Origin of the sequence: Paenibacillus lemnae (assembly GCF_012933385.1) — a bacterium.
In the GTDB taxonomy this organism is placed as follows: domain Bacteria; phylum Bacillota; class Bacilli; order Paenibacillales; family Paenibacillaceae; genus Paenibacillus_AQ; species Paenibacillus_AQ lemnae.
The window spans coordinates 472199-486772 of record NZ_JABBPN010000003.1 but is presented as its reverse complement, the minus strand read 5'-3'; the positions used below and the strand labels follow the sequence as shown (position 1 = coordinate 486772).

The following is a 14574-nucleotide window of genomic DNA, read 5'->3' as shown; positions in this document are numbered from 1 at the left end:
GACACCTACATTATTATAAGGCGTATCGGTAAGCAATACAAACACAAATACAGCAGGGGGAAGTATTTCCAGCTCCACCTGCTGTAAAAAGGCCTTACAGGGTATTCAAGAGATCACAGGCTTTGAATCAGATTCTTTTGACCCATGATATAGTTCATCATCCCTGACTGCACTTCCCACAAATGCCCTTTGGATCGGTTTTTGTTATATTCCGCAAGCGCGGTAACCGCACTGTTCATGCTTTGCTCCATATGTTTGAGTTCCTCTTCCGACTGAGGGCCCAGGCCGCTGTTCAGCAGTTTGAGCGCTTCTGTCCACTGCAGGTGCAAATCTGTCATCTTTTTCATCATTTCAGGATCTACAGTTTCACCCGTGTTCTTACCCAGCATTGAGGCTGACAAGGTACTGAGCTCAGCAGCCAGACTTCCTCCTGTTTCAAAAAAAAGATCCAGCGCGACAGCCTCATTTGCAAAAACAGCAGACTGCGCACCGGGAAAGAGGACTTCTCTCACATATAATTCGATCCCCTCGCCCTTAAGCTGACTGCTGAGCAGCTTGGCTTGCTCCCTGTCCGGAGATACGCCGGCATATACCCGATGTTCCCCGGCTAAATCACCAAATGCCGCCAAACCGGCCTGCTCCAGCTCCGCCTCTGCCTGACTGGCCCCTTCCCCTGTGCTGAACACACCGTACTGCAGCATATAGAATGTCTTCTCCGGAATGTTTACGACCGCTGTAACGCCTGCCTCCACTGGTACAGAAAGATCTCCTTGTCCCTCTGCCGCTCCTAACGAAGCTTTCTCCAGAATTCTGCTTGGCGTTCCTGTTTGAGGGATCGTGACAGGGCTCTCATCTCCTCCAAACATCCGAATGACGACAGAACCGAACAACAGCCCTGTCAGCACGGCTGCTGTGATTGATCCTGCCAGCTTCCAAAATGGTGTACCAGGACTTCTCGACCGGTAATAGCCGCCCTGCGGCTCCCCATCATACAGGCTTATGCTGTTATCATGCTCCATCACGAAATCACTGTTCCGTGGTTCACGGTATACTTCATCTCGAATATGCAGGGGGATCACTTCCAGCGGCAGTTCTTTCATCACTTCCCGCTCCAGCTCCTGCACCGCCTCTTGCGTCAGCTCATGTATCGGTTCCTGTATTGGCGGTTCATTGTGCAGACGAATGGTCATCCGTGCTTTGTTCATGGTCCAGTTCACCTCACTGATCTCCTCTTTGTACTACCCATACCTATGAAAAAGCTGAACAAGTTATGCCCTGAGTAGGCAAAACACAAAATAGCCGTACCTCCGTCATCAGGGGGTACGGCTATTTGAATGATCACTGCGTAAGCAGCAAGCTGTATGCAGTTTCAGCCATTTATGACTTGATGGCTTCTGCCAGGGCGGCTCCGACTTTCCAGATATCTCCTGCACCCATCGTCAGCACAAGATCCCCTGGTGCAACACGCTCTTTCAGATCCTTGAGCACATCTTCCTTGGTCGGCAAATATCTGGCACCTGCGTTGCTGTTCTGGATGATCAAATCAACCAGTTTGGCAGAACTGATGCCTTCGATCTGCTTTTCTCCAGCGGGGGCATAGATGTCGGTAATTATGACCTCATCCGCTTCGCTGAATGCCCTGCTGAACGCATCCAGCAGAAAGAAGGTCCGGGAATAACGCTGCGGCTGAAAAACAGCCACAATACGTTTTCCCGTTGCCTTTGCAGCGCTGATCGTCACTTCAATCTCTGTCGGATGATGCGCATAGTCATCAATAACCAGAATATCATTGGTTTCACCAAGCACCTGGAAACGGCGTTTCGCACCGTTAAATTTGAAGATCGCTTTCGTGATGTCCTCAAATGGAACGCCTGCTTTCATACAGGCAATAACCGTTGCCATCGCGTTATACACATTATGTTTGCCAGGAACCGAAAGATTTACAGTGCCCATCACTTCATTCCGGTGGACCATGGTGAACGAAACCTGACGGTCACCCAGTATGAGATCACGGGCCGAATATTCGGCATCCTGATGAATACCGTATGTGGTCACCTGATTGTTCAGTTCCGGTAGAATGGCCTGGATATTTTCATCATCGGCACACACTACCGCCAGTCCATCCGCACGGATCTGGCTCAGAAACTGCACATAGGCCGCTTTAAGCGCGTTAAAGTCTCCATCATAGTTCTCCAAATGATCGGCCTCAATGTTGAGAACAACGCCGAGCCAAGGGTGATACTGCAGAAATGAACCATCACTCTCGTCCGCCTCTGCCACCACATAATCTCCCTGTCCTGCTTTGGCGTTCGTTCCGACATTCATAATTTCACCTCCGATGATGAAGGTCGGGTCGACCCCGCACTCCTCCAGCACCAGTGCGATCATGGATGATGTTGTGGTTTTGCCATGAGCACCCGCAACAGCAATTCCCTTGCGTTCATTGAGCAGCCTGGCAAGCATTTGGGCACGATGAAGAACAGGAATATTCTGTGCTTCTGCCGCCACGCGTTCTACGTTGTCTTTGGAAAGTGCTGTGGAATATACGACCAGGTCCGCTCCCTTAATCTGTTCCGCCGTATGGCCTAAATATATATGTGCGCCTTTGGCCGCAAGTTTCTCTGTCAGTTCCTGGGAGGCTACATCAGAACCCGTAACCTTGTATCCCATTTCCAGCATCACACGTGCTATGGCGCTCATACCGTAGCCGCCAATTCCTATAAAATGAACATGTTCGGATGTATTCAACAATTTTCACCAACCTTTTTCAGCATCGGAAAGGCCAAGGAGGTCTGAACGCACATCGGCAATCAGATATAACGTGCCTGATACGACCCCAAGATCCTCCGCTTCCGTCCGTGACTTCAATATTTCAAGTGCTTTTTTCCAGTCTGGTTCATAGATGATTTGAAGTGACTGTTTGGCGTAGGGCTCCCTTAACCGTTCCGCTATATCCGCTAAGGCATTGGCGTCCATTTTTCTCCGAAAGTCCGGCTCGGTAATGATCAGCGTATCCACTATAGGCAGTATATGCTTGAGGTAGTCATCATGATGCTTATTTGCCAGCATTCCCATCATCAAGTTCAGCTTCCGGTACGTATACGTTCTTGTCAGGCTGTTAGCGAGCGATTCTGCACCTTCAGGATTATGCGCTCCGTCGAGGATCAGCCTCGGCGAAGAGCTCACCTGTTCCAATCGCCCAGCCCACCTTGTGTTCTTAAATCCTTTCAGCAGTGCCTCAGGTTCAATAATGAACGCCAAGTAATGGCGAAGAACCTCCACTGCCATCATAGCACATGCTGCATTCGCGCATTGATGTTCCCCCTGCATGCCGATTTCAATGTCCAGTTCCCGGAACGGCCCGGCAAATCGAAAGGTTTGACTGTTCTCGTCGCCGGACAGGTGTTCATAACGGAACTGATCTCCCATCTCATACAGGGTAGAGCGTTTGGACGCTGCCGTATGACGGATAATGTCCAGCGCTTCCGGCTGGGACACGGCTGTCACCACAGGCACCGCAGGCTTGATAATGCCGGCTTTCTCGGCGGCGATTTCCTGAATCGTATCTCCCAGAATATCCGTGTGATCCATGCCGACATTCGTAATAATGGAAATGATCGGATTCACAATGTTCGTTACATCCATTCTGCCTCCAAGACCCGTTTCCCAAACCACCACATCGGCTACAGCTTCATGGGCAAAGAACAACACGGCAAGCGCAGTAGACACCTCAAACATTGTTGGAGATCCCAGCTCGCTGCCTGCTATTTCCTGTACCAGCGGATACAGCTGATTAGCAAGCTTGAGCAGCACTTCCTCTTCAATGTCTTCACCCTTGAACTGAAACCGGTTGGTAAATTTCGTAATGTATGGTGAAGTAAATGTACCAACCTCATAACCGCTCTGCAGCAAAACCTCGGTCAAAAACGCACAGGTAGAGCCTTTTCCATTCGTCCCCGCTACATGGATGAATTTCAGGCGCCGGTGCGGGTTGCCAAGACGATCCAGCAGCTGCTGGATCCGCTCAAGTCCCGGTCTGATTCCAAATGGAATCAGACCGTTAATCCAATCTACAGCTTCCGAATAATGGATTAGAGGTGCCGTTTGGCTGGACCCTGTCATGTTACTCATCATATCAGCCTCTCAGCTCAGCGATGCGGGCAATGACTTTATCACGCTTGTCGCTGTAATCGGCCTGTTTCGCTTTTTCTTCCTCAATCACTTTCGCCGGAGCTTTGGCCACAAAGCCCTGATTACTCAGCTTCTTATCAACACGCTCCACTTCGCTGTTCAAATGCTGAAGTTCTTTTTCCAAACGTGTGATCTCCTGATCAATATCAATCAGTCCTGCCAGTGGAAGATACAGCTCCGCGCCTGTTACAATGGCTGTCATAGCTTTGTCCGGGGTCTGCAGATCCAGTCCCGCTTCATATTGAGATGTATTACAGAAACGCTGAATGTAGATCTCATTGCGCTGGACAATACCTTGAACCTGCTCGTCAGAAGGTTTGAGCATAAGCTCGATCTTCTTGCTCATCGGCACATTCACCTCGGCACGAATGTTACGCACAGCCCGGATTACATCCATCAGCATTTCCATTTCAGCTACAGCATCGGCATTCTCCAAAGCGGCATCATATTCCGGCCAGGATGCCAGCATAACGGTTTCCCCTTCATGCGGCAGATGCTGCCAGATCTCTTCGGATATGAAAGGCATAAACGGATGGATCAGGCGCATGGTGCGGTCCAGAACGTAGACCAAGACAGACTGCGTGTTCTTCTTGGCGGCTTCATCTTCACCATAAAGAGAGAGTTTCGCGAATTCGATATACCAGTCACACAGGTCATCCCAGATGAAATTGTAAAGCAGACGACCGGTCTCTCCAAATTCATAGCCATCAATTAGACGCGTGATGTCGAGGGAAGTTTCGTTCAGGCGGTGCAGGATCCAACGATCAGCCGTCCCAAGATCCCCGCTGATGTCGATATCGCTGTATTTCACGCCTTCCAGGTTCATTAAAGCAAACCGCGATGCGTTCCAGATTTTATTGGCAAAGTTGCGGGCCTGCTCCACTTTCTCCCAGCGGAAACGTAGATCCTGCCCTGGCGTGCTGCCCGTAGAGATCATGTAGCGCATAGCGTCGGTACCGTACTGCTCGATAACATCCAGCGGATCGACACCATTTCCGAGCGATTTGGACATTTTCTTGCCGTCCGCATCACGCACGAGTCCGTGCATAAGCACATCTTGAAACGGCTTTTCGCCTGTAAACTCCAGTGCCGTGAAGATCATGCGGGCCACCCAGAAATAAATGATGTCATAGCCGGTGACCAGCACATTCGTCGGGTAAAACCTTTTGAAATCGTCGCTGTCTTCCGGCCATCCCAGTGTCGAGAACGGCCACAATGCAGAGCTGAACCAGGTATCCAGAACGTCTTCATCCTGTTTGAGCTGCTCGTTTCCGCACTTCGCACAGGCTGTAATGTCCTGCTGGGACACATGGATTTCTCCGCACGATTCACAGTACCAGGCTGGAATGCGGTGACCCCACCACAGCTGCCGTGAAATACACCAGTCGCGTACGTTTTCAATCCAGTGCAGGTATGTTTTCTCAAACCGGTCCGGGACAAAGTTGACGCCGTCTCCAGATTTCTGTGCGTCGATGGCAGCATCTGCCAAAGGCTTCATTTTAACAAACCACTGTGTAGACAAATAAGGTTCTACTACAGCACCGCTGCGTTCGCTGTGGCCTACTTGATGGACATGATCTTCGATCGTAATCAGCACACCGGATTCTTTCAGGTCACTGACAATCTGTTTCCGGCATTCACTGCGGTCCAGTCCTTCATACTTACCGGCATAACTGTTCATCGTTCCTGATTCATCCATGACGGTGATCTGAGGAAGATCATGACGCAGTCCCATTTCAAAATCGTTCGGGTCATGCGCTGGTGTGATTTTAACCGCACCACTGCCGAAATCTTTCTCTACATATTCGTCAGCTATAACCGGAATTTCACGATTCACAACCGGAAGTACCAGGGTTTTGCCGATCATGTCCTTGTAGCGCTCATCTTCCGGGTGTACGGCAACCGCGGTATCGCCAAGCATCGTTTCCGGGCGGGTTGTAGCTACTGTGATACTGCCGCTTCCGTCTTTCAACGGATACTTGAGATGGTACAAATGCCCGTTAACCTCTTTATACTCCACTTCAATATCAGACAATGCGGTACGAGCTGCAGGATCCCAGTTAATGATCCGTTTGCCGCGGTAAATCAGTCCTTTGTCATACAACTTGACGAACACTTCGCGTACAGCCTTGGACAACCCTTCGTCGAGCGTAAACCGTTCTCTGGAATAGTCGAGAGACAGCCCCATTTTGGCCCATTGTTCCCGGATTGTATTGGCATACTGGTCCTTCCACTCCCATACCTTCTCCAGAAACTTCTCGCGCCCGAGATCATAACGTGTCACTCCCTGCTCGCGCAGCTTCTGCTCTACCTTGGTCTGTGTCGCAATCCCCGCATGGTCAGATCCAGGGAGCCACAATGCATCATAGCCCTGCATGCGCTTTACTCGAATTAGAATATCCTGAAGCGTGAAGTCAAGGGTGTGACCGATGTGCAGCATGCCGGTGACGTTAGGCGGGGGAATTACAATCGTGTATGGCTCCGCGTCAGGTCGCTTCCCTGCATTGAAAAAGCCACCATCTTTCCAGTAGCTGTACCATTTCTGTTCTGCAGATTTTGGATCATACGTAGTTGGCATTTGTGACGTATTCGTCGTTTCTTTAGGTTCCATCATCTCTTACCTCCGTTACTTAGTAAGCATTTCCAAGCCAATGAGTTTTAGCCGTTATTAGGTAATCAGCGCATCATCGGCAATAAAAAAAGCCCTTCGCCCTCAAAGGACGAAAGACTTCGGTTCTCTCGCGGTACCACCTTTGTTTCGCAATAGATGATCATCAAAAGGCAGTGAAAAATGCCTGCATGCTGGTTTTACGGATCATGGCTATCGCGACACTCTGCACGGATAACGGCCGCGGCCGGCATACTCTAACTTACTCCGTCGACATCTGGAGAAATAAGCTCAAGCAAGCAACTCACGGGCGACTTTGGGTAAGCTGGTTCCTGTGGAATCTCTCAGCGCTGCAATTCCACTCTCTTTAGGCCATGTCTTCCTACTCTTCCCGTTCCTCGTTGATAGTTGTCATGTATTCTGTATTAACTAGAAACACTATAACCTTTTTTATGCTTTATAGTCAATGTTTCAAGCAGAAAGAAGCTGTCCTCAGCAGATCACCTGCCATAGAACAGCTTCACATCATAACCTTATGAATGCCGCGTGATCAATCTTCAGGGAATATACAGAATCTGTCCTTCCTCTACCCCCTGTTCAGATAAGCGATTGTACAGCAGCAGTTCCCGCGGACTCAATTGATACCTTTCCGCAATCACTTCGAGTGTCTCTTCCCGCTGCACGATACATAACCGTACTTTCCGGAACGGAGTATCCTCCTGCCGGCTTCCTAAAAACAAAGACTTCCACTGCACATCGTCTGCAGCCTGAGTCTCCAGTTCATGCGGAGCAGCCTCCTCCTCCGGAGCCGCGCTTGACTCCACTTCCTGGATGGACCGGCTGGAATGGAGCAAGGAGGAAAATCCGACTCCCGAAGGTTGATCTGCCGTGCTGTTTTTGGTTGAAAAAGCTACCTTTAGCCCCGGTTTCGCAGCAGCCTCCGTCAACTCCGAATGCTCTGTTGCTGCCGTCTCCACAGACTCTTCCTCATCCTCACCCAACAGCGCTTGTTCTGTCAGCAATTCCTCTTGAACTTCAGCATGGACAGCATCCGTTGTCTTTTCCTGCTCTTCCCTAATTTCATCGAAATCCGAAGCCCTCTGCCAGCCCTGTGCAGTCTCTTCTCCCCGTTCAAAGTTCCAGACACTTGGTTTGGAAAAGTCCGGAGCATGCTCCGGCTCTGTCATCTCGATCCGGTCTTGGGGCTCATGAAAGTCTCGAATGTAATCCGCACCGTTCTCGATGAAGGCTGGAGCCGCTTTAAACTCATCATCGTCAGCCGAGACATTAACATCCATGAGCTCCTCAGGCTGTTGTTCTGCATCCTCAATGCGGGTTTCCGATGCAGACTCTGACAATACGTCTGCAGGAGCATGAACGACCGTAAATTCCTCATCTTTCCACATCTCTTGGCCTGCATATCCCTGAGCTCCAGCCTGTATGCCTTTCAACGACAACACACCGGTAATGTTTAAGCTGCGTCTGGACAGCAGATCCACATCAAAATTCTCAATCTCTACAGCAATATCCTCGAGTGCTGTGACCCGGTTCATAGGAACTGTAATCTCCACAGGAATCCAGTGCTCCAGCGGCTCGGATTCCTGATCTATGGTGTCGCCTTTATACAGTCCTGCTAACAGCAGATGGCCACGCAGCGCCGCCTGCTCCCCCTGATGAATCACCTTGATGTGCGGAATAAGCTCAGCCTCTTCCAGCTCTTCAATTCCCGGCAGATCTTCCGCTAAAATGATGCGCTCGTAAATATCAAACCGCAATCCGTAGGACTGGTCGAACACGGGAACGTCCTCCTTTTTGGCATATACTATCCGCGGCAGTTCCCGCGGCATGAGCCCGTTATGGTCACTCAACCTATCTATATGCCGAAAATGATCGGGCATGCCATTTTTGAATAGAAGGTGGAAGCTTCTCTGTTGATTCAATCAGGTGACAACAAAAAAAGACCGCCGTGGCGGTCCTATGTCAGAAGCGGCTTGCTCTGCACTTTCTCTTTCAACTCCAGCAGATCCTGCGGCCAAGGCGCTTCAACGTTGATTTCCTCACCGGTGAGCGGATGGCGGAAAACCAATCGGGCGCCATGCAGGGCCTGCTGCTGAAAAGCGACGGCATAGCCGCCGTAGAGAGAATCTCCCAGAATGGCATGACCCAAATGACTTAAATGAACCCGGATCTGATGGGTACGGCCGGTCTCCAGGCTCAGGTACAGCAGGCTAGCCTCTTTGTACACTTCCATCGAGAGTATTCGCGTCACAGCATGCTGGCCGCTCAGTGAAACTCTGCGCCGCTGACCATGATGCCGGTCCCTGCCAATCGGCAGATCGATCACCTTTAAATTACGGGCGACACGTCCCTGAACAATCGCCGCGTATATACGTACAATCTGTTTATGCCGCATTGCCTCGTCCAGTTTCAACTGGGCATATTCATTCTTGGCGTACAGCACAGGCCCGGTTGTATCTTTATCCAGCCTGTGAACATGACGCACCGCTGACTGGACACCGGTAGATTCATAATAGGCTGCCACCGCATGATTCAGCGTAAGCTCATTACTATGGTCATCGGGATGAACCGCCATTCCTGGAGGCTTATTCACTACAAGACAAAAATCATCCTCGTACAGCACTTCCAGGTCACTCCACCGGGGTTCAATTCCAGCTTCCACCGAAGGAAAAATACCGAGGCGAAGCCGGTCTGCCTTCCATTGCACCGCTTTATGATGCCTGAGCTTCCGAACATACTTTTCAGGCATTCCGAGCGAATCCACCAGCCATTGGTATACAGCCTCATCCCGGTCAGGCAGCGATAAAAGCGCCTTTCCCGGCATCAGCTCCAGCCATTCTCCCCGCCGGGTCCAGTTGCCCTGATAACTCACAGGCTTTTCAGCGCGCGGTAATTGGCTTCAATTGTCTCATCGATATCTGCTGCCGTATGTGCGGCTGAGATAAACATTCCCTCGAATTGAGAAGGCGGAACGCTGATCCCTTCCTGAACCATAGCGGCAAAATAACGGCGGAACAGATCCAGGTCACTGGTTTTTGCCGTGTCAAAGTTTACAACCTGCTGATCGGTAAAGAATGGACAGACCATGGAACCAACCCGATTAATGGACAGCGGTATACCAAACTCCCGTGCATTCTTCGCAAACCCTTGTTCGAGCTGGGCGCCGCGCTCTTCCAGCTGGGCATAGACCTCAGGGGTCAGCAGCTTCAGTGTCGTATACCCTGCTGCCATTGCCAGCGGGTTGCCGCTGAGGGTACCGGCTTGATAAATAGGACCGGATGGGGCGACTTGATCCATAATATCACGTCTTCCGCCGTAGGCACCGACAGGCAGACCGCCGCCGATCACTTTGCCAAGACAAGTCAAATCAGGAGTCACGCCGTACCGGCCTTGGGCACAGTGTAGATCCACGCGGAAGCCTGTCATCACTTCGTCGAAAATCAACAGGCTGCCGTAATCGGAAGTAACCTTGCGCAGTCCTTCCAAAAAGCCCTCATGTGGAGGCACAACCCCCATATTTCCGGCTACCGGTTCCACAATAATGGCTGCAATCTCTTCACCAAACCGTTCAAAAGCCAGCTGGATGGACTCCAGATCGTTATAAGGGACTGCAATTGTATTACTTGCAACAGCTTCCGGTACGCCCGGACTGTCAGGCAGACCCAAGGTCGCTATGCCGGACCCGGCCTTGATTAACAAGCTGTCCGCATGTCCATGATACGAACCTTCGAACTTAATGATCTTGCTCCGGCCTGTATAACCTCTGGCCAGCCGGATCGCACTCATGGTCGCCTCTGTGCCGGAATTGACCATCCGCACCACCTCAATGGACGGAACCCGCTGGCATACCAGCTTGGCCATATCCGTCTCCAGCAGCGTCGGAGCGCCAAAGCTCGTTCCTTTTACCGCCGTTTCGCGAAGCGCGTTTACAACGTCGGGATGGGCATGTCCCATAATCAGCGGTCCCCAGGATCCTACATAATCCATGAAGGAATTCCCGTCAATATCAAATACACGACTGCCTTCTCCCCGGTCCATGTAGATCGGCGTCAGCCCAACGGACTTGAAGGCCCGTACCGGACTGTTAACTCCGCCCGGGATAACCTGTTTTGCTTCCTCAAAGGCCGCACGTGAAGCTTCTTCTTTTCGTAAGTTTTGGCTCATTCTCGACACTCCTATCTGTCCAATGACAGTTGCTGTTTAACGGTCCTTGATCCAGCCTGCTGCATCTTTAGCAAAATACGTAATGATCATATCCGAACCTGCACGCTTCATGCCGGTCAGCATTTCCATGACGATGGCTTTCTCGTTGATCCATCCCTGCATGGCAGCCGCCTTGACCATGGAATATTCACCGCTCACATTGTAAGTGACGAGCGGAAGATCGAATTGGTCGCGCAGCAGACGTACGATATCCAGATAAGCAAGAGCCGGCTTCACCATAAGCATGTCTGCACCTTCCAGCACATCGCTCTCGGCTTCCCGCAGCGCCTCTCGCACATTGGCAGGGTCCATCTGGTATGTTTTGCGGTCACCGAACTGCGGTGCAGAATCAGCCGCATCGCGGAACGGGCCATAAAATGCGGAAGCATATTTTACAGAGTAAGACATAATCGGAATATGTTCAAAACCCTCGTCATCCAGCGCAGAGCGGATGGCCTGCACAAAACCGTCCATCATATTGGAGGGTGCAATGATATCAGCACCGGCTTTTGCCTGGGAAACTGCAGTACGGGCAAGCAGCTCCAAAGATTCGTCATTCATCACATCGCCGCAGGTATGACCGTCACGCTCAAAGGTATGCACCATACCGCAATGACCATGGTCGGTAAACTCACAGAGACAAGTATCTGCAATAACCATAAGATCAGGGTACCACGATTTGATGAGTCTGGTCGCTTCCTGCACAATACCGTTATCTGCAAATCCAGAGGAGCCGATGCCATCCTTGCTTTCCGGAATGCCAAACAGCAGAACTGCCGGGATTCGCAGCGAAACAATCTCATCAATCTCGGGTTTCAAGGTATCCAGCGAAAACTGGAACACTCCCGGCATGGAAGTGATCTCATTCTTCACCCCGCTGCCATAGCTGATAAATACCGGCTGAATCAGATCTTCTATGTTCAGCACCGTCTCCCGGACCATACTGCGCATGGCAGCAGTCCGGCGCAGACGGCGGTGTCTTACGATTGGAAAACTCATGTTATCCCCTCCATGTTGTATTGTTCATTGGCTGTGTCAATCACGAAACCGTCTCGGCTCGTCCTTATTCCACTCACAAAGTGCCTCCACCAGACTGTACATGGTGGCTTCTTTTGCAAGTACGGATACCTGAAGGCCTGCTTGACGAGCCGTCTCGGCAGTTACGGGTCCAATGCAGGCCGCAGCTGCGTGCTGCAGCAGCTGAACCGGATCTCTGTCCCCCATTCGTTGGATCAGGGCAAGCAGATTCGTTACTGTAGAAGAACTGGTAAAGGTCACAGCATGTATGCCGCCTTCGTTCAGCAGTCTCAGGAGTTCGTCATCCTGCTCCACGGGCAGGATTGTTTCATAAGTTACAAGGTCCGTAACATGAAGCCCCATCGTGCTCAGCTGTCCAGGAAGCCAGTCTCTGGCCAGGTCTCCTCTGGGAAGCAGAACAGACTGGCCTTGTGTCAACTCGCTGCCGAATGCTTCTATCAGACCTTCAGCTTGAAAATGGCTTTCAAGAATTTCAGCAGAAATGCCCCGTTCCCGCAGCGCGGCTCCGGTTGCCGGACCCACCGCCGCAATCCTGGCTTTTGCCAAAGAACGGATGTCGTGCCCGAATGTATTCAGATGACGGAAAAAGAAGTCCACACCGTTAACGCTTGTAAAAAACACCCAGTCATACCGTTCCAGACGTTCCATGGTCTGCCGGATTTCAGCAAGCCTGGCATCCGAAGACGGCATGACGGTTTCAATGACAGGAAACTCGTAAGGCTCACCGCCCAGTTCCTCAATCTGCTTCACCAAGGCGCTTTCCTGGCTTCGAGATCGTGTGACCAGAATTCTTTTGCCAAAGAGCGGGAGCTGCTCTGACCATTTCAGATGCTTGCGCTGCAGGACCACCTCACCGACGACGATGACAGCCGGCGGCTGAAAGCCCGCTGCTGTGACTTTACTCTCGATATCCTGCAGCGTTCCGGTAATCGTATCCTGCTCAGCCCTTGTACCCCATCGAATCAGCGCAACCGGGGTTTCCGGTGATCTTCCGTGATCAATCAGCTGACGGCTGATGTAACCGATCTTGGCTACACCCATCATAAAAATGAGTGTCCCCGTAGCATGGGTTACTTTATCCCACTGAATCATCCGATCCAGCTTGTCCGGACTTTCGTGTCCGGTAATGATGGATAAAGAAGAAGCCAAATCCCGGTGTGTTACCGGAATGCCGGCATAAGCGGGAACGCTGATCGATGACGTGATCCCAGGGACAATCTCAAAGGAGATGCCATTCTGGTATAGCAACTCCGCTTCCTCGCCTACCCTTCCAAATATGGTGGGATCTCCACCTTTTAACCGCACCACGGTCTTCCCCTCAAGAGCGAGATCTACAAGGAGACGGTTGATTTCTTCCTGCTTCATGGTGTGCCTGTCCGGAAGCTTCCCGACATAGATCTTCTGGGCTCCAGGCTTTAGCCATCTCAGCAGCCGGGGTGAAGCCAGCCGATCATAAACGACAGCATCTGCCTTCTCCAGACAGTCTCTGCCTTTAATCGTAATCAAACGTGCGTCGCCAGGACCCGCTCCCACCAGATAAACCTTGCCCGCCATCCTATCATCCCCTAACTTGTGACAATATCTCCTCGGCACCTCCGGCTTTTAGCTTTTCAGCTACGGCAATGCCCAGAGATTCCGGCTCGGTTCCCTCAGAAGACTCCTTTAAAATCACATCTCCTTCAGGAGAACCTACCATTCCGGTTAATTGTATAATGTTTTGCCCGGTCTGAGAATAGCCGGCAGGTTCATGTTTCAGAACGGCATGGGCTCCAATTGGCACCTGACAGCCACCGTTGAGCTCATACAAGTATTTGCGCTCTGCTGCAACGGTGAGCGCTGTTTCGGTGTCATTGTACAGCGAGAGCAGATGCAGCAGATCAGCATCCTCTTGTCGGCATTCAATACCCAGAGCGCCCTGCCCTACGGCTGGCAGACATATCTCTGTCGGCAAATATGCCGTAATTTTGTCTTCCCAGCCCATACGCTGCAGACCCGCAGTCGCCAGAATTATGGCATCGTATTCACCGCTTTCCAGCTTGCGCAGACGAGAGTCGATATTGCCACGAATCCATTCAATATGCAGATCCGGCCGGTATGCTTTAAGCTGGCTCGAGCGGCGCAGGCTGCTTGTACCGACCTTCGCTCCCTGCGGCAGTTCGTCCAGGCTGCCCGCGATCAACGAGATCAGACAATCTCTGGGATCCTTGCGTTTTGGCACCGCACCCGTCGTAAGGCCTTCCGGAAGAACAGATGGCATGTCCTTCATGCTGTGTACGGCCATATCAATGCCGCCATCAAGCAGAGCCTGTTCGATCTCTTTGACAAACAGCCCCTTACCCCCTACCTTGGACAAGGTGACATCCAGGATACGGTCTCCTTTGGTTACAATCTTCTTAACTTCGAACCTGTAGTTCAGTCCGTGTTCTTCAGCCAGCCGGGTCAAATCATCAATCACTTGCCCGGTCTGGGTCAGCGCCAGTGCGCTTTGTCTGCTTCCTACCACAATTGTCCGCATG

10 protein-coding genes are annotated in these 14574 nt (G+C 51.4%); all 10 read right to left on the bottom strand.

Annotated elements, in window-relative coordinates; genetic code table 11:
• Nucleotides 1-113 precede the first annotated feature (113 nt).
• The 10 genes from HII30_RS21915 to hemC all read right to left on the bottom strand — a co-directional run bounded on the left by HII30_RS21915 (nt 114) and on the right by hemC (nt 14573).
• Complete coding sequence (locus HII30_RS21915) at nt 114-1217, bottom strand: SPOR domain-containing protein (protein ID WP_169504042.1); 1104 nt, start codon at nt 1215-1217, stop codon at nt 114-116.
• Nucleotides 1218-1377: 160 nt separating this feature from the next.
• Nucleotides 1378-2748: a UDP-N-acetylmuramate--L-alanine ligase gene (gene murC / locus HII30_RS05830; RefSeq protein ID WP_169504041.1), complete on the bottom strand. Its 1371-nt coding sequence runs from the start codon at nt 2746-2748 to the stop codon at nt 1378-1380.
• 6 nt (nt 2749-2754) lie between these two features.
• Nucleotides 2755-4131 carry a bifunctional folylpolyglutamate synthase/dihydrofolate synthase gene (locus HII30_RS05825; RefSeq protein WP_246246125.1) on the bottom strand — a complete coding sequence of 459 codons (1377 nt, stop codon included), beginning with the start codon at nt 4129-4131 and terminating at the stop codon, nt 2755-2757.
• A 4-nt stretch (nt 4132-4135) separates the two neighbouring features.
• Nucleotides 4136-6802, bottom strand: coding sequence for a valine--tRNA ligase (locus tag HII30_RS05820; RefSeq protein WP_169504118.1), 2667 nt, complete (start codon nt 6800-6802; stop codon nt 4136-4138).
• 554 nt (nt 6803-7356) lie between these two features.
• On the bottom strand, nt 7357-8595 hold the full coding sequence (locus tag HII30_RS05815) for a LysM peptidoglycan-binding domain-containing protein (RefSeq protein WP_169504039.1): 1239 nt from the start codon (nt 8593-8595) through the stop codon (nt 7357-7359).
• A gap of 179 nt (nt 8596-8774) precedes the next feature.
• Nucleotides 8775-9689 (bottom strand): RluA family pseudouridine synthase, encoded by a 915-nt coding sequence (locus tag HII30_RS05810; protein ID WP_169504038.1) that lies wholly within the window; start codon nt 9687-9689, stop codon nt 8775-8777.
• The gene (gene hemL / locus HII30_RS05805) at nt 9686-10981 is read right to left on the bottom strand and encodes a glutamate-1-semialdehyde 2,1-aminomutase (RefSeq protein WP_169504037.1); all 1296 of its coding nucleotides are present in this window, start codon (nt 10979-10981) and stop codon (nt 9686-9688) included. Before hemL ends, HII30_RS05810 begins: the two co-directional genes overlap by 4 nt.
• Nucleotides 10982-11017: 36 nt before the next feature.
• A complete protein-coding gene (hemB, locus tag HII30_RS05800; RefSeq protein WP_169504036.1) occupies nt 11018-12019 on the bottom strand; it encodes a porphobilinogen synthase in 1002 nt (333 codons plus the stop codon).
• Nucleotides 12020-12055: 36 nt separating this feature from the next.
• Entirely contained in the window at nt 12056-13612 is a 1557-nt protein-coding gene (gene cobA / locus HII30_RS05795; protein WP_169504035.1) for a uroporphyrinogen-III C-methyltransferase, read from the bottom strand.
• 4 nt (nt 13613-13616) lie between these two features.
• Entirely contained in the window at nt 13617-14573 is a 957-nt protein-coding gene (hemC, locus tag HII30_RS05790) for a hydroxymethylbilane synthase (RefSeq protein ID WP_169504034.1), read from the bottom strand.
• Nucleotide 14574 lies beyond the last annotated feature (1 nt).